Origin of the sequence: Pseudonocardia sp. ICBG162, assembly GCF_020496225.1 — a bacterium.
Classification (GTDB): Bacteria; Actinomycetota; Actinomycetes; order Mycobacteriales; family Pseudonocardiaceae; genus Pseudonocardia; species Pseudonocardia alni.
This window is the reverse complement of the sequence record NZ_JAHLJD010000019.1, coordinates 387,827-410,173: the sequence shown is the minus strand read 5'-3', so window position 1 is coordinate 410,173 and position 22,347 is coordinate 387,827. Positions and strand designations below refer to the sequence as shown.

Sequence of the window (22,347 nt, the reverse complement as noted above, 5' to 3'; positions counted from 1 at the left end):
TCCCCGCTCCGGGCCCGGTCGGTGCGCCGGTCCCGCCCCGATCCTCGCGGACGGGGCACGGCGCCGCCGCGCGGCCCGGGCGTCAGAAGGTGCGGTCCTCCGGGTCGAGCCGGTTGCGCAGCCGCGACAGGGTCTGCGCGAGCAGCCGGGAGACGTGCATCTGGGAGATGCCGACCTCCTGGGCGATCTGGGTCTGGGTGCGGTTGCCGAAGAACCGCAGCATCACGATGGTCCGCTCGCGGGGCGCCAGCTCGGCGAGCAGCGGGCGCAGCGACTCGCGGTAGTCGACCCGGTCGAGCTCGGCGTCGGCGTCACCGACCAGCTCGCCGACGGTGGCGCTGCCGTCCTCCGACGACAGCATCTCGTCGAGCGAGGAGCTGCGGTAGGCCTCGGCGGCCTCCAGTCCCTCCAGGACCTCGCCGACGGGCAGGTCGAGGTACTCGGCGAGCTCCGAGGGGCGGGGCGCGCGGCCGAGGGTCTGGGACAGCTCGGACACCGCGCCGTTGATCGACACGTGCATGTCCTTGAGCCGTCGCGGCACCCGCATCGACCAGCTCTGGTCCCGGAAGTGCCGGCGCACCTCACCGGAGATCGTGGGCACGGCGAAGGAGAAGAACTCGCCGCCCTTCTCCGGGTCGAACCGGTCGATGGCGTTGATCAGCCCGACCGTCGCGACCTGCACGAGGTCGTCGAGGGGCTCGCCGCGGTGGTTGAACCGGCGGGCGATGTGCTGGGCGACGGGCAGGTAGCCGGTGACGAGCTGCTCGCGCAGCCGGTCCCGGCGGGGGTCGCCGTCGTCGAGACCCGCGTACTGCTCGAGCAGCGGGGTGAGGTGGGCGTACTGAGGGTCCGACGTCACGTCACAGCCCGTGACCCGCGAGCTTGTGCAGGCGGATGGTGAGGGCCGGGCGCCCGCCGTCCTCCTCACCGGACTCGACGGCGACGTGGTCGGCCAGGGTCTGCAGGACCCGCCAGCCGAAGGAGTCGGTGGGCAGCTGCGCACCGGTGCCGGTCTCGACCCGGGCGGCGACCTCGATCCGCTCGTCGGAGACGGCGAAGGTGCACCGCAGCGGCGAGCCGGGGGCGGCCATCGCGACCAGCGTCGCGCACGCCTCGTCGACGGCCATCCGCAGATCGGAGACCGCGTCCAGGTCGAAGTCCGCGCGTGCGGCGAGGTCGGAGGCCACCGCACGGACCGTGGGGATCAGCGCGGGCCGCGCCGCGACCCTGATCTCGACGGTGTTGTCGGTGCCGGCGCCGTGCGCCGTGCCTGCCACGTCCTCCTGGGCCACGCTGACGAGTCCTTTCGTGCGACGGGGGTGTCGGGCCGGATCATGTCGCCTCCGGCGGGGGTGTGCAGGACCGGGTGCCCGCTCAGGCGCCGGGAATGCCCTCCTGGTCGGGCAGGACGGTGAACAGCTGGGCGGAGCCGGTGACCTCGAGCGGCCGGAGCACGGCCCGGTTGGTGGCGACGACGAACAGCCGCCGTCCGTCCCGGGCGGCCCGCCGGGCGGTGTGGATGAGCACGCCGAGGCCGCTGGAGGCGAGGAACGTGACGCCCTCCAGGTCCACGGCGAGGTCGCGGCCGTCGCCGTCGGGGGCGAGGTCCAGCAGCTCGTCGAGGGCGGTCTCGAGACGCGGTGCGGTCAGGGTGTCGACCTCGCCGCGCACGGTGAGCACGGTCAGGCCGCTGCGCGGTGAGGAGAAGCCGACGCCGAGGTGGGCGGAGTCGGTGCCGTCCAGCTCGGCGTCCCCGTCCCCCCGGGACGGTTGCGCCGGCGCGGATCCGGGCAGGGTGATCACCTCCGTGTCGGGCGCCGGGCGGCGCGGAAGCGTTGCGGAGCGCCGCCGTGCTCTCGACGGGCAGGTGTCTTCTCGCGCCGCACGACGCACCGGGGTCGCGGCGGGGCCGTCCTGGCCCGCGCCGGGTCCGGTCCACCCACGACAGGAGACCGGGCCCGACGATACCGGCCGGGCTCGGCGGGCCCGGCACGGCGCCTGCCCTTAGGCTCGCCCGGGTGACGCGGTACTCCGATCTCGGCCCCGACGCCCCGGCCGGTCCCCCCGGCGACGCGGTGGACCGGGCCGTCGACCAGGCGGTCGCGACCTCGGTGGAGTCCTTCGGGGAGCAGCCGAGCACCCCGGCCATGCCGCACGTGCGCGGCGGGGCACAGGTGGCCGTCCTGATGATCGACATCTCCGAGCGGCGGATCGTCTACGCCAACACCACCGCGCTGGAGCTGGCCGGTGACCGCCCGGTGCGGCTGCCCATCGGGGTCCGCGAGTGGAGCGAGGCCGCGCGGCTGACCGACCTGGACGGCCGTCCGTACACCGGCGAGGGGTCCCCGCTGGCCCGGATCGCCTCCGGCGAGGCGGTGTCCGGCGAGCCGGTCGCGCTGCACGGGCCGGGGCTGATGCCCGACCGCGACGGCGTCCCGGTCCCGGGGGAGGGGGCCACGGCGTCCAGCACCCTGGTCTGGGTGACCGGGTTCGCGCTGGCGGACCCGGGTGCCCAGGGCCAGGGCACGTTCGCGCAGGCCTCGGCCACCGGGCCCGGCCGGGCGCTGGCCGTGCTGCTGCCGCTGTCGGACTCCGAGGTCGGCCAGGGCGAGGACCGCGACCGGATGGGGTTCCTGCGCGACCGTGCGGTGCTCGCCACCGAGATGTCGTTCACCATCTCCGACCCGCAGCGTGAGGACGACCCGCTGGCCTGGGTGAACCCGTCGTTCGAACGGCTGACCGGATACCCCCTCGACGAGGTCGTCGGGCGCAACTGCCGGTTCCTGCAGGGCCCCAACACCGACCGGTCCGCGGTCCGCCGGGTGCGCGAGGCGCTGCGGGAACGGCGGGCGATCACCGAGGTGCTGCTCAACTACCGGCGCGACGGCACCGCGTTCTGGAACCAGGTGTCCATCTCGCCGGTGCACGACGGCGACGGCGAGCTGGTCAACTTCGTCGGCGTGCAGAGCGACGTCACCGAGCGGGTCGTCGTCGAGCAGGAGCGGCGGGCGGCGCTCGCCGACGCCGAGGCGGCGCGGGCCCAGCTGCGGCTGCTGGCCGAGGCGACCACCCAGATGACGACGGCGCTCGACGTGGCCGACGCCTGCCGCCGCTTCTCCCGGATCGTGGTGCCGGAGCTGGCCGACCTGTGCACGGTGGACCTGCTCGACACCCCCGACGGGGCGACCCGCGAACGGATGGCCGTCGCCGCCCGCGACGCCGACGACGAGGCGCTGCTGTCGCGGTCCGGTCCACTGGGGGCCGTGCGGATCGAGCAGCAGGCCGAGACCGCGGTGCGGACCGGCAAGCCGTACCTGGTGCAGGAGCTGCCCGACGACGGCCGCGAGGTCTACCCCGACGACCCGGAGGCGGCCGAGGCCTACGAGCGGCTGCGGATCCGCTCGGCGATGGTCGTCCCGCTGCTCGGCCGCGGCCGGGTGCTCGGCCTGGTGACGCTGTCCACCCAGTTCCCCTACGGCCGTCGCTGGACCCAGCGCGACGTGCACCTGGCCTCGGACCTGGCGGGCCGCGCCGGGCTGGCCGTCGACAACGCCCGGCTCTACGAGGTGGAGCGGGCCGCGGCGGCGACCCTGCAGCACAGCCTGCTCCCGGCGCTGCCGCAGGTCCCGGGGATGCGGGTCGCGGCCCGCTACCTGGTCGGCGCGGACGGCAACCAGGTGGGCGGGGACTGGTACGACGTGCTGCCGATGCCGGACGGCTCGGTCGGCGCCGCGGTGGGCGACGTCGTGGGGCACGACCTGTCGGCGGCGGCCGCGATGGGGCAGCTGCGCGGTGTGCTGCGCTCCTACGCCTGGGGCGGGGACGCGCCCGGTCCGGTGCTCGACCGCTGCGACCAGCTGGTGCAGGGCCTGGACATCGCCGCGATGGCGACCGCGGTCTACGCCCGGTTCGGGCCGGCGGGCCCCGACGGCGGACGCGAGCTGACCTACGCCAACGCCGGGCACCCGCCGCCGTTGCTGCGCGACCCGCAGGGCCGGCTGCACCGACTCGACGCGCACCACTCGCCGATGCTCGGCGCGGTCCCGGAGTTCGGGCGGGCCGCCGGGGCGCACCGCGGTGGCGCCACGGTCCCGTGTGCCGCCGGGTCGCTGCTCGTGTTCTACACCGACGGGCTGACCGACATCGTCGGTGAGGACGCCGACGCCCGCACCGAGCTCATCGAGCGCACGCTGGAGGAGCTGCCGTCCGACGCCGACCCGGAGCGGGTGGTGGAGCGGGTGCTCGAGGTGTGTCTGCCGGACCGGCTCGACGACGACATCGCCCTGCTCGCGATCCGGCTGGACCACCCGGCCTGACGGTCCGGTCGACCGGCTGCGCCGACCGCCCCGATCGGCCGCACCGGCCGACCCGATCGGCGGCCGGTCTCCCGTGTCGGCGGCCCCGGCCGGCGGAGTCGACCGCTCCGGCCGCGTCGGGCGTCCGGGTTCGACCGTCCGGGGCGGCCGCTCACCGGCGGTGCCCCGCCCGGCGGCGGGCCTGCGCCGTTCGACCGCCCGGCCCATCCGCGCTACCGGTGGGCGGGCCGAGGTCACGGCGTTGTTGCGGTCGGCGCCGTCCGTGGGTTCCGGACAGGGGGTCGTCTCCCGCTCGTGGACCGGGTGACCCCACTCGTCCGTCCGGGTGGGTAATCGGCGCCCGAATCGGGGATCCGGGCGTTGTACTCGAGGGACGACGACGTGTGGGATCGACGGGGGCGAGCGTGAGGCAGGGGACGACGCGACCGCGGAGGCTGGTCGCGGTGGCACTGACCGCGGCGGAGTCCGCCCGTGCGGGGGGCCCGCTCGCGGCGCTCTCCGGTGAGGCGGGGGAGACCGACCTGCTGGTCGTGCGGGACGACCCGGCCCCCACCCGGCGCCCGCTGACACCGGCCGAGGCGCGGGAGCTGCTGGCGGCCGAGGACGACACCGAGGACGTGCCGGTCGAGGCGCTGCCGGTCGAGCGGGTGCGGGTGCACCGGCTCGGGCTGCGCTGGGCGGTGCAGGACGGCGACGAGGCGGACCTCGTCGCGGCGCTCTCGGAGCTGGTCGGGTTCGACCCCGACGACGACACCTGGTGCGTGGCCCCGGCCGCCGCCGGGCCGGTGGACGACCCGGAGATCGAGGTGGTCCGCCGCGCGGTGCGCCGCGTCGCCCGGGTCTACGGCCTGCCGGTGCTGCCCTACCGGCCCGCCGGGCCCCTCGCGGAGGACGTCCCGGAGCCGGAGGCGCTGCCCTCGGCGGTGTGACGCCGGCCGAGCCGCCGAGCGGTCGGAACGGCCCGCGCAGCAGAACGGCCCGCCCGGATCCCGGGCGGGCCGTGCCGGATCGGAGATCCGTCGTACGTGGTCCGTCAGACGACGGCGGCGAGGCCGGGGCCCTGCTCGGCGACGATGCGCTCGGCGTCGCGACGCTCGATGATGGCGCGGCGCTCGGACTCGCCCAGCCCGCCCCACACGCCGAACGGCTCACGGCTGGCCAGCGCGAAGCGACGGCACTCCTGCAGCACGGGACATCCTCGGCAGACCTGCTTCGCGCGCTCGGTGCGACGCGACCGGGAGGGGTTGCGCTCCCCGTCGGGGTGGAAGAACACGGCGCTGTCCATGCCGCGGCACGCACCCAGTCGCTGCCACTGCCACACGTCGTCCATCGGGCCGGGAAGCCGGGAAACGTCGCTCACGTGCTCACCTCGTCGCTCGGGGCCCGGGAGGACCGGGTTGGCTCCTCACCCCGGTTCCCGAGGGGGTTCGAGATCAAACCTGCGCGATGTCGGGATCGGTGCTAGCGACGGGCCGTGCGAGGTGTCCGGGGCCGGCCGCCCGGTCGGACGGACCGGGCATCGCCCCTGTTCACGACACCGCCACGCACCTACGCGCCGCGAGCGGCGCCGGGCCGTCGGGTGGATCCGGGCACGCCGAGATGTGACTCAGGTCACTTTCTCAGGAGTCGAGTGCGGCCTGCACGTCGTCGTGGATGTCGAACAGATGGTGCAGCCCGGCGATGCCGATCGGGCGCAGGACACGCCGCTCGGTGCACGCCAGACGCAGCTCGACCCCGGCCCGGTGTGCCTGCTCCCGCAGCTCGATCAGCGCCGCCAGCCCGGAGGTGCCGAGGAAACGGACCCCGTCGAGGTCCAGCACGACCAGCGAGGCCGCCGAGATCTGCTCGGCCACCGCGTGCCGCAGCTCCGGCGCGGTCAGCATGTCCAGCTCACCGGTCACCGCGACGACGACCGTCCCGTCCGCGGGCCGGGAGGTCTCCAGCCGCAGCCCGTCGCAGGTGTCGGTGACATCGGGAGACGTCCCGCCCGAGCCGTCGGTGGTGCCGGCGGCGGGCGGACGGGGGTCGGTCATTGGGTCGACGGTAGGCACCGCGGCACGGCGTCGCCACTCGGAGCCCGCTCAGCGCAGGCGATGTGTCCCGTCGGGCATCCGCACGGTGAGGCCCCTGCGGGCCAGCAGCTCCAGCAGCGGCACGACGACGCGGCGGCTGCTGCCGAGCACCTCCCGGGCGGCGGAGACGGTGAACGCGCCGTCGAGCCCGCCGAGCACGGCGACCGCCCGCTCCGGCGCGTCGGGGCCGAGCACGACCTCCGGGGCCACCCGCAGCAGCTCCCCGGCCCGGTCGAGCACCGCCAGCTCCCGCGGCCCGAGCCCCAGCTCCGCGAGCCGGGCCGCCCCCGGCGCGGCGAACGGGGCCCCGTCGAGGTCGGCGCGCACGCGGGCCGCGGCGTCGCGCAGCGCGGCGGGCGGGCCGGCGTCCGCGGCGGCCCGCACCCGCCCGTCGCGCAGGACGAGACCGGCCCCGCCGACGGCGGACAGCACGGCCTCCACCAGTGCGACGTCCGGCAGCCCCGCGGCGCGCCGGGCCGCGGCGAGCGGCAGCCCGGGGTCGAGGGGGTCCTCGGCGTCGTGCGCGGCGACGGCGACGGCCAGTGCGGCGGCCGACGACGCGGCGGCGGCCGGGTGCAGCAGCCGGCCCGCCGCGCCGGGGACCCGGGCCGCGAGCGCGGCCACCTCGCCGGCGGGCACGCCCCAGCGCACCAGGTCGTCGGCCCGGACGGTGCCGCGCCGGGCGAGCTCGGCGTCGGCGTCGGGGACGGCCCCGGCCCCGGCGAGCTCGTCGGCCCGGCGCCGGGCCGCGCCGCGCCTGCGCAACGGCGGCGGTGCCGGGTCCAACACCGTCACCCCGGCCACGATCCGTCCGGCACCCGGGTCACGCAGCACCGCCCGGTCCCCGATCCGCAGCGGCAGTGGCCGTGCCGGGGTCAGCCGCACGACCGGCTCGCCGCCCGCCGGTCCGGGACCGAGCGGGCGGACCCGCACCGGCACGGCCGCCGAGCCGACGTGCAGGGTCAGCCCGACCGGCGACGACGGCAGCGGCACCGGCCCGCCGACCCCGTGCAGCCGGACGTCGGCCTCCCCGGTCACCGGCCACGCCCCCGGGCCGAGCAGCGCGTCGCCGCGGTCGACCCGGTCGCGGGGGACGCCCCGCAGGTTCAGCGCGACCCGCGCGACCGCGGCGGCGGCGTCGACCGGCTCGCCGAGCTCCTGCACCCCGCGCACGGTCACCGGTGCCCGGCCGGCGGCGCCGTCGAGCTCCAGGGTGTCGCCGGGGCGCACGGTGCCGCTGCGCAGCGTGCCGGTGACGACCGTCCCGGCCCCGCGGACGGTGAACGCCCGGTCCACCCACAGCCGCACCGGCCCGTCCGGGTCGGGTGCGGGCAGCCGGGCGGTGAGCGCGGCCAGCGCGCCGCGCAGCGCGTCGAGACCGGTGCCGGTGCGGGCCGAGACGGCGACCGAGGGCCAGCCGCCGAGGCCGCGGGCGGAGAGCGCGGCGCGGGCGTCGTCGAGGGCCAGCTCGGGGTCGAGCAGGTCGGAGCGGGTGACCACGAGCAGTCCGTCGGTGACGCCTGCGGCCGCGAGCGCGTCGGCGTGCTCCCCGGACTGGGGCATCCAGCCCTCGTCCGCGGCGACGACGAACAGCGCCGCCGGGACCGGGCCGGCCCCGGCGAGCATCGTGGCGACGAAGCGTTCGTGCCCGGGGACGTCGACGAACGCGACCGTGCCCGCCCCCGGCACCTCGGTCCACGCGAAGCCCAGGTCGATGGTCATCCCGCGGCGGCGCTCCTCGGCGTACCGGTCGGGCTCCATCCCGGTCAGCGCCCGGACCAGCGTGGACTTGCCGTGGTCGACGTGGCCGGCGGTGCAGAGCACGTGCACGGCTCAGTCCTCCGGACGCACGGGCACCGCGCGCACGGCCCCGGCCAGCGTCGCGTCCGCCGACGGCGGCAGCGCCCGCAGGTCGAGCAGGCAGCGCCCGTCGGCGACCCGGCCCAGCACCGGCGGGTCACCGGCGCGCAGCGCGGCCGCGTACCGCCCGGGCAGCGCGACCGCGGCGCTGGGCAGCTCCACCCCGGGTGCGCCGCCCCCGCCGACCCCGGCGACGGTGTCCGTCGCGGTCGCGTCGATCCCGTCGGCGGCCAGGGCCGCTGCGAGCGCGTCGGCCCGCGCCCGCAGCGCGGCCGGGTCGGCGTCGAGGAACTCCCGGACGGGAGTCGGCGGACCGGCCACCGACGCCTCCAGTGCCGCGAGGGTCAGCTTGTCGACGCGCATCGCCCGGGCCAGCGGGAAGCGCCGCACCCGCTCGACCAGGGCGGCGCCGCGGTCCCCGCCGCCGAGGAGCAGACCGGCCTGCGGTCCGCCGAGCAGCTTGTCCCCGGAGGCGGTGACGAGGTCGGCGCCGTCGGCGAGGGTGCCCGCGGCGTCGGGCTCGTCGGGCAGCAGCGGGTGCGGGGTCAGCAGCCCGGACCCGATGTCGACGACGACCGGTGGTCCCAGCCCGGCCAGCTCCCGGACCCCGACGGCCGAGACGAACCCCGTCACCACGAAGTTCGACGGGTGCACCACCAGCAGGAACGCGGTGTCCGGGCCGATCGCGCCGGCGTAGTCGCGCAGGTGGGTGCGGTTGGTGGTGCCGACCGGGCGGAGCCGGGCCCCGGTGGACTCGATCAGCTCGGGGATGCGGAAGCCGTCGCCGATCTCGACGAGCTGGCCCCGGGAGACCACGACCTCGCGACCGGTGCCGGCGAGGGCGGCGCAGACCAGCGCGAGGGCGGCGGCGCCGTTGTTCGCGACCCAGGCCGCCCCCGCACCCGGGACGGCGTCGCGCAGCGCGGCCAGCGCGTCCGTGCCGCGCGGCCCGCGCCGCCCGGTGGCCAGGTCCAGCTCGACGTCGCAGGTGCCCGCGGCCACCCCCAGCGCGTCGACGGCGGCGGCCGAGAGCGGCGCCCGGCCCAGGTTGGTGTGCAGCAGGACACCGCTCGCGTTGAGGACCGCCCGGATCCCGGTCGCGGCGGCGGGCAGCGCCGCCCCGGCGACGGCGGCGACCTCCTCGGGCGCGATCCGGCCCGCCCGCGCGTCCTGCTGCGCCGCGACGACGGCGCGCTTGACCCGCGGCCGGCCCAACCGTGCGGCGGCCCCGGCCAGCGCCGGGTCGGCCAGGACGACGTCGGTCCGGGGGACGCGCCGGCGCGGGTCGGGCTCGGCGGGGGTCACCGGCGCACCGTAACCCCCGTCACACCGTGCTGTCCCGTGCTCCGCGCCGTCGCGCTCCGGGGCGGGGTCAGGACGTCCGCTGCCCGCTGCCCTCGGTGCCGGCGGCGGTGCCGGTCGCCGGGGCCGCATCGGCCGGCGGCTCCGGCTCCGGCTCCCGCTGCTCGGGCAGCACCACCGCCGGGAGGTCGACGGCCTCCTCGTCGTGGTCCTCGACCGTGGCGGGGTCGGCGACGGGTGCCCCGTCGGCCCCGGGGGCTTCCCCGGTCCGCAGGGCGTGCGCCGGGCCGCCCACCGGGCGCCGGACACGCTCGCCCTGGTCGGCGCCGCGCGCGGCGCGGGCGGGCGCGTCGAGCCTGCCGAGCTCGGACCCCAGCATCCCGTGCAGCCGGGCGATCTCCTCGCGCACCGACGAGCGCAACGCGGACACGTGGGCGTGCATCGACGCCGCGGTGTCCGCGACGAGCTCGCTGTCGCGCCGCGCGGCCACCCCGGCCGCACGCAGCCGGTCGACCTCCGCGCGGGCGTCGTCGACGATCCGGGCGGCCTCGTCGCGGGCTGCGTCCATTAGCTGCGCGGCCTCGGTCTCGGCGGTGCGTCGCCGCATCGCGGCCTCGTGCTCGGCCATCCGCAGCACCTTGTCCGCGCGCATGCCGAAGGTCTCCGCGGGCCGGGACCGGGCGTCCTCCAGGGCGGCGGCGAGTGCCTCGGCCCGGCGCTCGGCGGCGTCGCGGGCGTACTCGGCCGCGGCGAGGCGGCCCACCAGGTCCTCGACGGTGTGCTCGACGCTGCGGGCGCCGTCGCCGCCGCGCGGGGCGCGCTGCGGCAGTCCGGCGGCCGTCGTCGGAGGGAGCACGGCCTCGGGAACGGGTCCGGCCGGGGGGACCGCGTCCCCGGAGCGGGTCGTCTCGTCGTCGCGTACGTCCTCGGCCGTCACCTCGGCGCCGGTATCCGTGACACCGTCGGTCACCTCGTCGTACCCCCCGTGCAGCTGCTCACGGTGCGTCAGTCTCCGTGTCCCCGGCGCAGCCCGACAGCCCCCGTTCGGCGGACGGCGGCAGCCCGGCGGTCGACGGTGTGTGACGCGGGCGATCACGGAGCGACGCTGCCAGGATGGGGACATGTCCGACACCGGTGTCGCCCGTCGTCTCACCGAGTTCAGCCACGGCGCGGGCTGCGGCTGCAAGCTCGGACCGGCCCAGCTGGGGGAGGTCCTCGCGGCGGTCACGCCCCCGTCCCACCCGGACCTGCTGGTCGGCACCGACACCGGCGACGACGCCGCGGTCTGGCGGCTGTCCGCGGACCGTGCGCTGGTCGCGACCACCGACTTCTTCACCCCGATCGTCGACGACCCGGGGACCTGGGGCGCGATCGCCGCCACCAACGCCGTCTCCGACGTCTACGCCATGGGCGGCACCCCGCTGTTCGCGCTGAACCTGGTCTGCTGGCCGTCCGAGCAGCTCGGGCCGGACGTGCTGGCCGCGGTCCTGGAGGGCGGCGCCGGGGTGGGGCGGCGGTGCGGGTTCGCCGTCGTCGGCGGGCACACGATCGACGACCCGGAGCCGAAGTACGGCCTCGCCGTGGTGGGAGAGGTCCACCCGGACCGGGTCCTGACCAACGCCGGGCTCCGGCCGGGCGACGAGCTGGTGCTGACCAAGCCGCTCGGCATCGGCGTGACCACCACCGCGGTGAAGCGCGGGGTGCCCGCGGACGTCGACGCCGCCGTCGCCGTCATGACGACCCCGAACGCCGACGCCGCCGCGGCCGCCCGCGAGGCGGGCGCCACCGGCTGCACCGACGTCACCGGCTACGGCCTGCTCGGGCACCTCACGAAGATGACCGTCGCCTCGGGGGTGGACGCCCACGTCGACGTCGCCGCGGTGCCGCTGCTCGGCGGGGTGCGGGAGCTGGTCGCCGACGGCGTCGTCCCCGGCGGCACGCTGCGCAACCGTGCCTGGATCGACGACCGGGTCGTCGCGGGCTCCGCGGGCGAGGAGGACCTGCTGGTCCTGTCCGACGCCCAGACCTCCGGCGGGCTGCTGTTCGGCGCCGCCCCCGGCCGCGGCGACGCCGCCGTCGCGTGGCTGCGCGGGCGCGGGCACGACGCGGCCCGGATCGGCACCGTGACCGAGGGGACCGGGCTGGTCCGGCTCTGAGCCCGATCTAGGGTCGGGGGCGTGCAGCCCGTCGACCGTTCCTGTGCCCGTACCCGCGCCTGGGTCGACGAGGCGATGCGCCGCGTCCAGGCCGACGCGAACCGTTCCGCCGACACCCACCTGCACGTGCTGGAGCTGCCCGCCGAGTGGGGCGTGCAGGTCTACCTCAAGGACGAGTCTGTGCACCCCACCGGCAGCCTCAAGCACCGGCTGGCCCGGTCGCTGTTCCTCTACGCGCTCGCGTCGGGCTGGATCACCGAGGGCACCACGGTCGTCGAGGCCAGCTCCGGGTCGACGGCGGTCTCCGAGGCGTACTTCGCCCGGCTGCTCGGGGTGCCGTTCGTGGCGGTCATGCCGCGCTCGACCAGCCCGGAGAAGATCGCGCTGATCGAGCGGGAGGGCGGGCGCTGCCACTTCGTCGACCACGGCGGCGAGGTCTACGCCGAGGCCGAGCGGCTCGCCGCGGACACCGGCGGGCACTACCTCGACCAGTTCACCTACGCCGAGCGCGCGACCGACTGGCGCGGCAACAACAACATCGCCGAGTCGATCCTGGCCCAGCTGGCCGAGGAGCCGCACCCGGTGCCGGAGTGGATCGTCGTGGGGGCCGGGACCGGGGGCACCTCGGCCACGATCGGCCGCTACCTGCGCTACCGGCGGCTCGCGACCCGGCTGGCCGTCGTCGACCCGGAGGGGTCGGCGTTCCTGCCCGGCTGGACGGCGGGGGACCCGTCGTACGCGACCGGGGCGGCGTCGCGGATCGAGGGGATCGGGCGGCCCCGGATGGAGCCGAGCTTCGTCCCGTCGGTGATCGACCGGATGGTCCCGGTGCCCGACGCGGCCAGCGTCGCCGCCGCCCGGCACCTGCGCGACCGCACCGGCCGGTGGGCGGGCGGGTCGACCGGCACCAACCTGTGGGGCGTCTACCAGGTCGTCGCGGAGATGCTCCGCGCCGGACGCGCGGGCAGCGTCGTGACCCTGCTGTGCGACGGCGGCGAGCGCTACCGCCACAGCTACTACGACGACGCCTGGGTCGCCGCCCAGGGGATGGACTTGGCGCCCTACAGGGAGACCCTCGACCGGTTCGTCGCGACCGGGGTCTGGTCCCCGCCCGCGGACTGAGCCGGGCCGGGGATCATTCCCCGGCGAGCAGGGCGGCGGTCGCGAGCAGCCGCCGCTCCGAACCGGGCCGGCCCACGAGCTGCACGCAGCCGTGCTCCCCGGGCCGGTGCACCGGCGCGACCAGCGACGGCAGCCCGGCCAGGTTCCACGCGGCCACCCCGGTGGACCCGGCCCCGGACGCCCCGGGCGGGGCGGGCAGCAGACCGGCCTCGGCGCCGGCGTCGTCGAGCCAGGCGACCATCCGCTGCCGCCACGACGCGGGCGTCGCGGGACGCAGCCCGCCCAGACGCCGGACGCGGCGGCCGCGCCGGACCAGGCTGCGGGCGCTGCGCGGCAGCTCGGCGGGGTCGAGGCCCAGGTCCTCCACCCGGCGGGCGAGCCCGGCCTGACGGCGGCGGGCCGAGTGCACGACCAGCACGGCCCGGTACGGCGGGTCGGCCGCGACGAGGCCCAGTCCGGCGTCCTGCAGGATCCGGATCGCCGCGTGCACCGCGGACGCCGAGTCCGGCCCGGCGAGCCGGGTGCGGCCGGTGCGCAGCGACGCGGCCAGCGAGGAGACGGGCGCCGCGGCCGGCCCGGGGCCGGTACCGGCCGGGGTGGTGAGCCGCAGTACCGACGACGGCGCGGGCGGCCCGCCGGTGCCGCGGGAGAGCGCGTCGAGCACCGCGGTGAGGTCCTCCGCGCGCCCGGCGAGCAGGGTCGGCTCGGCCAGCCCGTACCAGCGTCGCTCGGCGGCGTCGGGCAGCGGGAGCACCCGGCGGCCCGGCTTGAGCGCGGCGATCCCGTGCGCGGCGGCGGCGCAGCGCAGGGTGCCGTCGCCGTCGACACCGATCCCGAGCGGGACGACGCCGGAGGCGACCACGGTCGCGGTGGCCCGGCCGCCCGGGGTGGCGTCGAGGCCCACCTCGTGCTCGGCGGTCCGCGCCCGCCCGGCGACGAGTGCGCCCGCGGCCCGCAGCCTGCGCACGATCTCGTCCCCGCGCCCGGCCACGGAGATGCCGTCCTCGACCACCACCGGGACGCCTGCCAGCGGCAGGGCGAACCGGTCGGTGCGCCGGTCGAGCGCCGCGGCGGCCGCGCGCAGCGGTCCGGGATCCACCACCAGCCCGGCGCCCACGGGCACCGTGTCGTCGGGGGTGGCGAGGAGCCGCTCGGCGACGGTGGCTGCGCTCAGCCGTCCCTCGCGTACCGCGGCCGCGAGCTCCGGCACACCGGACGGGCCGTTACCCGAGGTGGGGGACAGCTCGTCCAGGTGCAGGATGCTCATCGCGGTGGGGCTCGTCGTCCCGGTCGTCGGGGGTGGTGGTCGGCGGAGGCGGACGGGAATCGAACCCGCCTGGCCGAGATGCTCGGCCACGTCGGTGTTGAAGACCGCGGGGGCCACCAGGCACCCATACGCCTCCGGGTCGTCAGGCCGTGCGGAGCGCCTCCGGCACGCCGTCGGCCACGTCGAACAGGGACATCAGGTTGGTCGCCTCGAGTGCGCGGGTGACGGCGTGCGAGCCGCAGACCAGCCGCAGCCGGCTGCCGGCGTTCTCCGCCTTCTCCTTGCCCTCGACGAGGGCCGCCAGCCCGGCCGACCCGAGGAACGTGACCCGGGTCAGGTCCACCACCAGCAGGCTCGCGGAGCCGATCCGCTCGGCGAGTCGTTCGCTCAGCACGGGCGCGGTCATCGTGTCGATCTCGCCGTGCACGTGGACGACGACGGCGCCGTCACCGTGCTCGACCACCTCGAAGCGGACGACCTCGCCGACGTCGGGGCCCTGGTCTCCCCCCACCCCGGTGGGCGTCTCACTGCTCATGTGTCGTGCTCCCTCGCGAGTCGTCGCCGTCGGCGCCGTCGACGTGCTCGTGGTCCGTTCCCGGACGCGCCATCGACTTCACCGTGAGTGACAACCGGCCGCCGTTGCTTGACGTACCGCTCGTGCTGCCTCCGCACCAGCCTAGTCAGCGCGGCCACCCACCCTACGACCGCGGTCGCAGGTGGCACAAACGTTCCGCGACGCGGTCGGGCGCGCTGCCCGGGGTGGTCCGGCCCGGCTGGCAGGGTGTGGACCATGAGCGTCGAGCAGTCTCCGCCGTTCGGGGTCCGGATCGGTGGCCGCAGCTACGAGATGGACGTGAACGGGCACGTCAACCATGCTGTCTACCACCAGTACGGCGAGCACGCCCGGATGGAGCACTTCCGCGCCGCCGGGCTGTCCCAGCACGCGCTCGGCGCGCACGGCCTGACGATCGTGCTGCTGTCGACGACGGCGCACTTCCGGGCCGAGCTGCGCGCCGGCGACGAGCTGCGGATCGACTCGGTGATCGCGTTCACGGCGCGCAAGCCGTTCACGATGAGTCACCGGATCGTCCGGGTGGCCGCGGCCGACGGGGCCCGGACGGACGATCTCGCGGCCGAGGTGGAGTGCACCCTCGGGGTCCTCGACACCACGACGCGACGGCTGGTCGCCGACCCGCACGGCAGGCTCGTCGCCGCGTCGTCGGACCCGGCCCTGCTGGGGCCGGGTCCGGACGTCACCACGTCCTAGCGCGGGCCGTGGCGGCGGGTCGTCGCCACGACCCCGCGGGCGGCTCAGCCGCGCCGGGCGGGGCCGGCGCCGTACGGGCCGCCGGTGCGGGCGGGGACGGGCCGGTACCCGCCGGTGTCCTGCGGCCGCCCGGGTACGGCGGCCGGGTGGCCCCCGGTGCCCTGGGGCCGGGCCGGCGCGACGGCCGGGTACCCGCCGGTGCCGTGCGGCCGGGCGGGCGTGACGGCCGGGTGGCCGCCGGTCGCGAGGATCTTGTGCGGGGCGGTCGTCCCGGCCCGCGCAGGCCCGATCAGCGGCGGCACCGCTCCGCCGGCCCGCCGCACCGCGCGGCGTGACCGGAGGTAGGCCCGCGGGCCGTTCAGCAGGCCCCGGTTGCGCGTCTGGTCGGCGTCGGCGGGCATCGCCACGCCCGCGCCGGCCTCGCGGTCGGAGATGTGGCGCAGCCGGGCGACGGCCGCCGGGAGCCGGCGCAGTGCGACCGAGCGGCCCTGCGGCGACAGCGCCACCTTCGCCAGGAAGCTGCCCAGCCCGACGGCGTAGCCCTCCATCTGCTTGCGCAGCGCGGCCTGGTCGGGGCGGTGGTGGTGCCAGAGGTAGGCGCCCGGGGCGTAGCCGAGGACGTTGCCGGCGAGGATCATGCGGACGAGGAACTCGCAGTCCTCGCCGCCGTGGGTGGGGGTGCCCGGGCCCATGGCCTCGTCGAAGCCGCCGACGGCGCGGGCGGCCCCGGCCCGCACGGCGAGGTTGGCGCCGATGCCGAACAGGCCGGGTGCGAACGGGAAGATCGGGGAGTCCGCGGGGGGCTCGGCGAGGGTGAACCGGCGCGGGGTGAAGCCCTTGTTCCAGGCCAGGGCGACGTCGGCGGCGCGCTCCTCGGGGCTGCCCAGGCGGGCGGCGAGCACCGGGCCGGAGACGCAGGCGAGCTCGGGGTCCGTGGCGAAGGCGCCGGCGATGCGCGAGGCCCAGGCGGGGTCGACCTCGGTGTCGTCGTCGGTGAAGGCGACGATCTCGGTGCGGGCCTCGGCGAGACCCCGGTTGCGCCCGACCGACGCGCCCCGGCGGGGCTCGCGGACGTAGCGGACCCGCGGGGACCCGGCGGCGGCGACGGCGTCGCGGGTGAGCTCGTCCGGCGGGTCGTTGTCGACGACGACGACCGACAGCGCCGGGTGGTCGGAGGCGAGGACCGCGCGCAGGCAGCGGGCCAGCGAGTCCGGCCGGTTGCGGGTCGCGATCACCACCGTCACCGGGTCGCCCGCGACCGGCGCCGGGGCCACCTGCTCGGGCGACCCCAGGGTGATCAGTGCGGACCGCAGCTCCGCGATCGTGGCGCGACCGCCACGCAGCGGCACGGTCACCTGGCCCTGCGGAGTGCCACCGACGGTGACGAGCAGACGGGCGGCGTGGAAGGCCGGGTCGACCCGCAGATCACGCAGCGGGCCGAGCCGGTCCAGTTCACCGACCCAGGTCGCGGCGTCGTTCGGCGCAGACATCCCTGACATGGGACACAGTGTCGGGTACGCCCGCTGTGCTCACACTGAGAGTGCGCAGTTGCCGGAAAACGGACACTGTGCGTGTGCGCGGTCACGGAGTTCACCGGATGTGGTGCGACGGACGGCGTCGGTGCAGGTCGGAGCCGTGCCGCCCGATCGTGCGCCGTACGGGTGACGACGGCGGCCGCGCGGGGCGGTTGCCCGCGGCCGTCCGGGGGCACGACGAGCGGCATTCGCGATGCGACGACACGCCGGAGTGGTCCGGTTCCGGGCGTGTCGCGCACCATCATCACCCGAACGGGTGGCGAGTCCACTCCGGACGGCGTCCCGACGCCCCGGACCTGCACCGATGGTGACCCCGCGCGCGACAGGGTGCGGACGTCCCGGCGCGGGTAGGTTCGGATCATGAGCGAGTCCCGTCCCACCGCGTCGGTCCTGGTCACCGGGAGCGAGCTGCTCACCGGCCACGTCGCCGACGCCAACGGTCCCTTCGTCGCCCGCTCCCTCGGCGAGCTCGGCTTCGCCGTCTCGCGGGTCCTGCTGGTGGGGGACCGCCCGGAGGACCTGCGCTCGGCGCTGGAGTTCGTCGCCTCCGACGACCTCGTCGTCACCTCGGGTGGGCTCGGGCCGACCGCCGACGACCTGACCGCCGAGGTCGTCGCCGGGTTCGCGGGCGCGGAGATGGAGGTCGACACCGCGCTGCAGGGCCGGATCCACGACCGGGTCGCCGGCTGGGCGAGCCGCGCCGGCTGGGCCGGGCCCGCGCTCGACGCGGCGACGGCCAAGCAGGCCAGGGTGCCGCGCGGCGCGAGCGTCCTCGAGCCGGTCGGGACCGCGCCGGGGCTGGCCGTGACGCGGCCGGGCGGGCCGCTCGTCGTCGTGCTGCCGGGGCCGCCGCGCGAGCTGCAGGGCATGTGGCCCGCCGCGCTGGAGTCGGCGCCCGTGGCGGAGCTGCTGACCCGGGTGCCCCGTGCGGAGGCCACGCTCCTGCGCTTCGCCGGGCTGCCGGAGTCCGAGATCGCCGAGACGCTGCGCGTCCTGGAGGCCGAGCTCGACATGTCCGGGGTGGAGGTGACCACCTGCCTGCGACGCTCGGAGCTGGAGGTCGACCTGCACCCGCTGCCCGGCGCCGAGCCCGTGGCCCGCGATCTGGCCGCCCGCATCGTCGACCGCCACCGCCGCGCACTCATCAGCGACGACGGCAGCACCACCGACGAGCTGCTCGCCGCGGCGCTGGGCACGAAGGGCTGGACGGTCGCGACCGGCGAGTCCTGCACCGGCGGGCTGCTGGCCGGGCGGCTCGTCGACCGGGCCGGGTCGTCGGCCTATGTCGCCGGGGGTGTGGTCGCGTACTCGAACGAGGCCAAGACCGCGCTGCTCGACGTCCCCGCCGCGCTCATCGAGGCGCACGGGGCCGTGTCGCCGGAGGTCGCGCGGGCACTGGCGGACGGTGCGCGGGCGCGGTTCGGGGCGGACGTCGGCGTCGGTGTCACCGGCGTCGCGGGCCCCGGCGGCGGTACCGAGGCCAAGCCCGTCGGCTACGTCTGCTTCTGCGTGACCACCGCCGACGGCCAGGTCATCGCGCGCGACCCGCAGCTGCCCGGCGGGCGCGCCGACGTCCGCGAGCGTTCGGTCGACCTGGCGATGCACCTGCTGCTGCGCGCCACCGGCGTCACCGGGCCGGGCGCGCACCGCTGAGGGCACGACACCCCGCCCGGGGTTCCCGGGCGGGGCGCGGTGGCGGTGCGGGGAGGCTCAGCCCTTCGCGGCGGCGAACCGCTCGGCGGCGTCGGCCCAGTTGACGACGTTCCACCAGGCTTTGACGTAGTCGGGCTTGACGTTCTTGTACTGCAGGTAGAAGGCGTGCTCCCACATGTCGAGCAGGACGATGGGGGTCTGGCCTGCGGGGAGCTGGGACTGCTGGTCGTAGAGCTGGTGGATGAGCAGGCGTCCGCCGAGCTGGTCGTAGCCGAGGATGGCCCAGCCGGAGCCCTGGATGGTGGTGGCGGCGGCGGTGAAGTGGGCCTGGAAGCCGTCGAAGGAGCCGAAGTCGGCGTCGATGGCGGTGGCGAGATCGCCGGTGGGCTTGTCGCCGCCGTCGGGGGAGAGGTTGTTCCAGAAGGCGGAGTGGTTGACGTGGCCGCCGAGGTTGAACGCGAGGGTCTTCTCGAGTCCGACGACGGCGCCGAAGTCGTTCTTGTCGCGGGCGTCGGCGAGCTTGTCGAGGGTGGTGTTGAGGCCCTGGACGTAGGTGTTGTGGTGCTTGGAGTGGTGCAGCTCCATGATCTCGGGCGCGATGTGCGGGGCAAGAGCGGAGTAGTCGTAGGGCAGGTCCGGGAGCGTGTACTCGGCCATGGGTCCTCTCCTCGTCGGGGACGCGCGGCGGGATGCCACGCGTGGTCACTTGCCACTATGTAGCAACTGCCGCCTACCCGCGACGGGTGATGCGCACGCATGGACGCAGCGATTCGCCACATGTACTCTTCTGCAAGTCACTTGCAGGAATGTGGGTGACGCGGTGGGGATCGTTCTGGCAGCTCGAATCCACCGTCGACGGCGCCGTGCGTCACGTCCGACCGGACGCGGCCGCGGCGCCGTCGCGTGTCCGGCTCAGCCCAGGAGCTCGGCCAGCTTCTCCACGGTCGCCCGGTTCCGCATCGTCCCGCCCTGGTCACCGGCCTTCGTCCGGGCGGCCAGCCGGGTGGCGAGCTCGCTGCGCCCCAGCCCGTCGGGCAGGTGCAGCCAGACCGCCCGCCCGTGGGCGACGGCGTCGCCCCGCCCGCCCTTCGCCCGCTCGGCCGCCAGCGCGGCCGCGATCCGCTCGCGGTCGTCGTCGGACACCGGGCCGGCCCGGAACAGGGCGTGCAGCTGCTTCGGGTCGGTGACCTCCGGGTACGGGTTTGCGGCCACCGCGGCGAGGTAGTCCTCGCGGCCGAACACGACCACCGGGCGCTCGACGCCGAACTCCTCGACCAGCGCCGCGGCGACCGTGGCGACGACCTCGTCGTCGCCCGCGGGGCTGGTCAGGGCGACGTTTCCGGACTGGATGTGGGTGACGACGTCGGCGCAGCCGCGCTCGCCGAGCACCCGGCGCAGGTCGGCCATCGGGAACTTCCCGTGGCCGCCGACGTTGATCCCGCGCAGCAGCGCGACGTGGGTACGCACGCCGGGAATGGTGCCGCGTCTACGCGGCGGCCGGGAGGGTGAAGGCCGAGGCCGCCTCGCGGATGCGGTCACCGGTGGGGCCCACCGGCTCGCGCAACGCCGCGTTGCGCCGCTCCAGGTCCTCGGTCGTACGGGGTGCGACGAGCCCGCCGCCCCCGGTGGCGAGGGCCTGGTTGAGCTCGACGAACCCGCGCAGCCCGTCCTCGTAGGCGGCGAACGCGGAGGCGTGGTCGGGGGCCGCGGCCAGCTCGGCGGCGAGCACGTAGGCCCCGACGAGCGCCATGCTCGACCCCTGCCCGCTCATGAACGACGGCGCGTAACCCGCGTCGCCGACGAGCGCCACCCGGCCCGACGACCAGCGTGGCATCCGGATCTGGCTGACGACGTCGAAGAACAGGTCGTCGGCGGTGCACATGGACGCGACCATCCGCGGGATCTCCCAGCCGTCCCCGGCGAACGTCTCCGCGACGAGGTCGCGCTGGGCCTGCGGGTCCCGGAAGGCGTCGAACGGCGGGTCGGTGCGGGCGAAGTTCAGGAAGCCGTGCACCTCGGGGGCCTCGCCCGTCGCGTAGAGGATGCCTGCCCGGCCCGGCACGTTCCACAGGACGCCCTCGTGCGAGAGGCCGAGGTGGTTCGGCATCGTGAACCCGGCGAAGCAGTACCCGAGGTAGTGGTGGAACTGCTCCTCCGGCCCGAAGGTGAGCGCGCGGGTGGCCGAGTGCAGCCCGTCCGCGCCGACGACCAGGTCGAATCTCCGCTCGGCTCCGCTGTGGAAGGTCACGTCGACGCCGTGGTCGTGGTCGGTCAGGCTCGCGATCGAGTCGCCGAACACGAACTCGACGTCGTCGCGGACCGCGTCGTACAGCGCGCCGGTGAGGTCGCCGCGCTGCAGTTCGACGTCGCGACCGTGCGTCCCGCCGGTCGCGGCCTCCGGGTCGACGGTCGCGATCGTCGTGCCGTCGGGGTCGAGGAAGGTGAGCCGCTGCGAGTCGACGTGCGCCGCCCGGACGCGGGGGAGCAGGCCCATCCGGTCGACCACCTCGACCGCGGTGCCGCGGACGTCGATCGGGTAGCCACCGCCGCGGACCGCGCCGGCCCGCTCGACGACGGTGACGGCGAAGCCCCGGCGGTGCAGCCAGTAGGCGAGCGCGGGCCCCGCGATGCTCGCCCCGGACACGAGGATCGTCCCCTTCATGATGTACCTGCCTAACTTAGGTATCCTTTTCCGACGACGCCGAACATATACCTAACTTAGGTATCTATCAAGGGGGACGTGTGTCCGACGACCCGGTGCTGGCCGCGCTGCTGCCGCGGATCACCCAGCTCAGCGCCGTCCTGAGCCGGGGACGCGTGGTCGAGCGCGCGGTCGCCGCCGCGGGCATCGACGTCGACCGTCCCGCCCTGTCGGTGCTGATCACGCTGCACACGGCGGGCGGCCCGCTGCGGGTGGGGGAGATCGCCACCCGGATGCAGGTGGTCGGGCCGCACGTCACGCGGCAGGTGAACGAGCTGGAGCGCCGCGGCCTGGTGCGCCGCGTCGCCGACCCGGCCGACCAGCGGGCCCGGCTCGTCGAGCTGGCCCCCGGGGGTGCCGACGCGGTCGGGCGCTACCTGCGCGAGGCGCTCGGGTGGTTCTCCGGCGCGATGGAGGGCTGGTCGGAGCAGGACCGCTCCGACCTCGCCCGGCTGCTCGGGCGGATGCTGGACGACCTCACCGCGCAGGTCGACGACGAGCCGACCTGACGCCGACGACGGTCACGACGGTCGGTCGGCGGCGGCGAGCACGGCGTCGGCGAGCTCCGCCGGGGTGAGCCGGTCCGAGCGCAGGACGAGGGTCCCCGCCGGCTGCCGGCCCGCGGCCGCCGGGTCCAGCCGGCTCAGGGCCCAGTCGAGCGCCGACCCGTCCGGGCGATGGTCACCGGGTGGCGGCGTACGGGCGCGGAGCCGGTCCCGCAGCACCTCGGGGGCGGCGTCCAGGAAGACGTGCAGGACGTCCTCGCCCGCGTCGGCCAGGCCGTCGAGGATCTCCGCCCGGTAGGTGTCGCGGACCAGGGACATCGGCACGACCAGCGTCCGTGCGTGGTGCCTGCGCAGCGACAGGGCCGTCGCGACGACCAGCTCCCGCCAGCTCGGCAGGTCCTGGAAGTCCTCGCCCGGCGGCAGCCACTTCCACAGCATCAGGCCGACGTCCTCGGGGTCGTACACGACGGCGTCGGGGAGGCGCCGGTGCAGCTCCCGGGCCAGCGTGGTCTTCCCCGCGGCGAACCCGCCGTTGAGCCAGATGATCACCGGGCGACCGTACTCCGGGGCCCCGGCCGGATCTGCGCGGT

At 76.4% G+C, this 22,347-nt stretch carries 22 protein-coding genes and 1 tRNA gene; 7 read left to right on the top strand and 16 right to left on the bottom strand.

Annotated features, from left to right (window positions below; translation table 11 throughout):
- Nucleotides 1–82: 82 nt before the first annotated feature.
- From KPL60_RS20400 to KPL60_RS20390, 3 genes are all read right to left on the bottom strand, one after another.
- Nucleotides 83–859, bottom strand: coding sequence for a SigB/SigF/SigG family RNA polymerase sigma factor (locus KPL60_RS20400; RefSeq protein WP_226355516.1), 777 nt, complete (start codon nt 857–859; stop codon nt 83–85).
- 1 nt (nt 860) lies between these two features.
- Nucleotides 861–1,292: an ATP-binding protein gene (locus KPL60_RS20395; RefSeq protein ID WP_226366845.1), complete on the bottom strand. Its 432-nt coding sequence runs from the start codon at nt 1,290–1,292 to the stop codon at nt 861–863.
- A gap of 82 nt (nt 1,293–1,374) precedes the next feature.
- Nucleotides 1,375–1,803 (bottom strand): STAS domain-containing protein, encoded by a 429-nt coding sequence (locus tag KPL60_RS20390; protein ID WP_226355518.1) that lies wholly within the window; start codon nt 1,801–1,803, stop codon nt 1,375–1,377.
- A gap of 215 nt (nt 1,804–2,018) precedes the next feature.
- Here KPL60_RS20390 and KPL60_RS20385 point away from each other — a divergent pair, with 215 nt between their 5' ends.
- Entirely contained in the window at nt 2,019–4,316 is a 2,298-nt protein-coding gene (locus KPL60_RS20385; protein ID WP_226355519.1) for a SpoIIE family protein phosphatase, read from the top strand.
- Nucleotides 4,317–4,759: 443 nt separating this feature from the next.
- A complete protein-coding gene (locus KPL60_RS20380) occupies nt 4,760–5,245 on the top strand; it encodes a hypothetical protein (RefSeq protein WP_226355520.1) in 486 nt (161 codons plus the stop codon).
- 104 nt (nt 5,246–5,349) lie between these two features.
- On the opposite strand, the gene KPL60_RS20375 is transcribed toward KPL60_RS20380, so the two are convergent.
- From KPL60_RS20375 to KPL60_RS20355, 5 genes are all read right to left on the bottom strand, one after another.
- Nucleotides 5,350–5,676 (bottom strand): WhiB family transcriptional regulator, encoded by a 327-nt coding sequence (locus KPL60_RS20375; protein WP_060710891.1) that lies wholly within the window; start codon nt 5,674–5,676, stop codon nt 5,350–5,352.
- Between the two features lie 259 nt (nt 5,677–5,935).
- Nucleotides 5,936–6,349 (bottom strand): STAS domain-containing protein, encoded by a 414-nt coding sequence (locus tag KPL60_RS20370; protein WP_062400770.1) that lies wholly within the window; start codon nt 6,347–6,349, stop codon nt 5,936–5,938.
- A 48-nt stretch (nt 6,350–6,397) separates the two neighbouring features.
- Entirely contained in the window at nt 6,398–8,218 is a 1,821-nt protein-coding gene (locus tag KPL60_RS20365) for a selenocysteine-specific translation elongation factor (RefSeq protein ID WP_226366844.1), read from the bottom strand.
- Between the two features lie 3 nt (nt 8,219–8,221).
- A complete protein-coding gene (gene selA, locus KPL60_RS20360) occupies nt 8,222–9,553 on the bottom strand; it encodes an L-seryl-tRNA(Sec) selenium transferase (RefSeq protein WP_226366843.1) in 1,332 nt (443 codons plus the stop codon).
- Nucleotides 9,554–9,620: 67 nt separating this feature from the next.
- On the bottom strand, nt 9,621–10,520 hold the full coding sequence (locus tag KPL60_RS20355; RefSeq protein WP_226366842.1) for a DivIVA domain-containing protein: 900 nt from the start codon (nt 10,518–10,520) through the stop codon (nt 9,621–9,623).
- A 151-nt stretch (nt 10,521–10,671) separates the two neighbouring features.
- Between KPL60_RS20355 and selD the strand changes: the two genes are divergently transcribed.
- Both selD and KPL60_RS20345 read left to right on the top strand, forming a co-directional pair.
- Nucleotides 10,672–11,706 carry a selenide, water dikinase SelD gene (gene selD, locus KPL60_RS20350; RefSeq protein ID WP_226366841.1) on the top strand — a complete coding sequence of 345 codons (1,035 nt, stop codon included), beginning with the start codon at nt 10,672–10,674 and terminating at the stop codon, nt 11,704–11,706.
- Nucleotides 11,707–11,781: 75 nt separating this feature from the next.
- Nucleotides 11,782–12,828 carry a PLP-dependent cysteine synthase family protein gene (locus KPL60_RS20345; protein WP_226356662.1) on the top strand — a complete coding sequence of 349 codons (1,047 nt, stop codon included), beginning with the start codon at nt 11,782–11,784 and terminating at the stop codon, nt 12,826–12,828.
- Nucleotides 12,829–12,841: 13 nt separating this feature from the next.
- Here KPL60_RS20345 and KPL60_RS20340 read toward each other — a convergent pair whose 3' ends face one another.
- The 3 genes from KPL60_RS20340 to KPL60_RS20330 all read right to left on the bottom strand — a co-directional run bounded on the left by KPL60_RS20340 (nt 12,842) and on the right by KPL60_RS20330 (nt 14,630).
- The gene (locus KPL60_RS20340; protein WP_226366840.1) at nt 12,842–14,095 is read right to left on the bottom strand and encodes an amidase family protein; all 1,254 of its coding nucleotides are present in this window, start codon (nt 14,093–14,095) and stop codon (nt 12,842–12,844) included.
- 43 nt (nt 14,096–14,138) lie between these two features.
- Nucleotides 14,139–14,231 (bottom strand) — tRNA-Sec (locus KPL60_RS20335).
- Nucleotides 14,232–14,237: 6 nt separating this feature from the next.
- On the bottom strand, nt 14,238–14,630 hold the full coding sequence (locus KPL60_RS20330) for an STAS domain-containing protein (RefSeq protein WP_226355526.1): 393 nt from the start codon (nt 14,628–14,630) through the stop codon (nt 14,238–14,240).
- Nucleotides 14,631–14,885: 255 nt separating this feature from the next.
- On the opposite strand from KPL60_RS20330, the gene KPL60_RS20325 reads away from it, so the two are divergent.
- On the top strand, nt 14,886–15,362 hold the full coding sequence (locus tag KPL60_RS20325; RefSeq protein WP_226366839.1) for a thioesterase family protein: 477 nt from the start codon (nt 14,886–14,888) through the stop codon (nt 15,360–15,362).
- Nucleotides 15,363–15,406: 44 nt separating this feature from the next.
- Here the strand turns inward: KPL60_RS20325 and KPL60_RS20320 are convergent, their stop codons facing one another.
- Complete coding sequence (locus KPL60_RS20320; protein ID WP_226366838.1) at nt 15,407–16,852, bottom strand: glycosyltransferase family 2 protein; 1,446 nt, start codon at nt 16,850–16,852, stop codon at nt 15,407–15,409.
- A gap of 405 nt (nt 16,853–17,257) precedes the next feature.
- Here KPL60_RS20320 and KPL60_RS20315 point away from each other — a divergent pair, with 405 nt between their 5' ends.
- Nucleotides 17,258–18,550: a competence/damage-inducible protein A gene (locus KPL60_RS20315; protein WP_226366837.1), complete on the top strand. Its 1,293-nt coding sequence runs from the start codon at nt 17,258–17,260 to the stop codon at nt 18,548–18,550.
- A 57-nt stretch (nt 18,551–18,607) separates the two neighbouring features.
- Here the strand turns inward: KPL60_RS20315 and KPL60_RS20310 are convergent, their stop codons facing one another.
- The 3 genes from KPL60_RS20310 to KPL60_RS20300 all read right to left on the bottom strand — a co-directional run bounded on the left by KPL60_RS20310 (nt 18,608) and on the right by KPL60_RS20300 (nt 21,212).
- Complete coding sequence (locus tag KPL60_RS20310; protein WP_226366836.1) at nt 18,608–19,207, bottom strand: superoxide dismutase; 600 nt, start codon at nt 19,205–19,207, stop codon at nt 18,608–18,610.
- Between the two features lie 255 nt (nt 19,208–19,462).
- Nucleotides 19,463–20,017, bottom strand: a complete 555-nt coding sequence (locus KPL60_RS34305; protein ID WP_308016792.1) for a DUF1697 domain-containing protein — start codon at nt 20,015–20,017, stop codon at nt 19,463–19,465.
- A 19-nt stretch (nt 20,018–20,036) separates the two neighbouring features.
- On the bottom strand, nt 20,037–21,212 hold the full coding sequence (locus tag KPL60_RS20300; protein WP_226366835.1) for an FAD-dependent monooxygenase: 1,176 nt from the start codon (nt 21,210–21,212) through the stop codon (nt 20,037–20,039).
- An 80-nt stretch (nt 21,213–21,292) separates the two neighbouring features.
- On the opposite strand from KPL60_RS20300, the gene KPL60_RS20295 reads away from it, so the two are divergent.
- Complete coding sequence (locus KPL60_RS20295; protein WP_226355532.1) at nt 21,293–21,760, top strand: MarR family winged helix-turn-helix transcriptional regulator; 468 nt, start codon at nt 21,293–21,295, stop codon at nt 21,758–21,760.
- A 12-nt stretch (nt 21,761–21,772) separates the two neighbouring features.
- Here the strand turns inward: KPL60_RS20295 and KPL60_RS20290 are convergent, their stop codons facing one another.
- Nucleotides 21,773–22,306 carry an AAA family ATPase gene (locus tag KPL60_RS20290; RefSeq protein WP_226366834.1) on the bottom strand — a complete coding sequence of 178 codons (534 nt, stop codon included), beginning with the start codon at nt 22,304–22,306 and terminating at the stop codon, nt 21,773–21,775.
- Nucleotides 22,307–22,347: the final 41 nt, after the last annotated feature.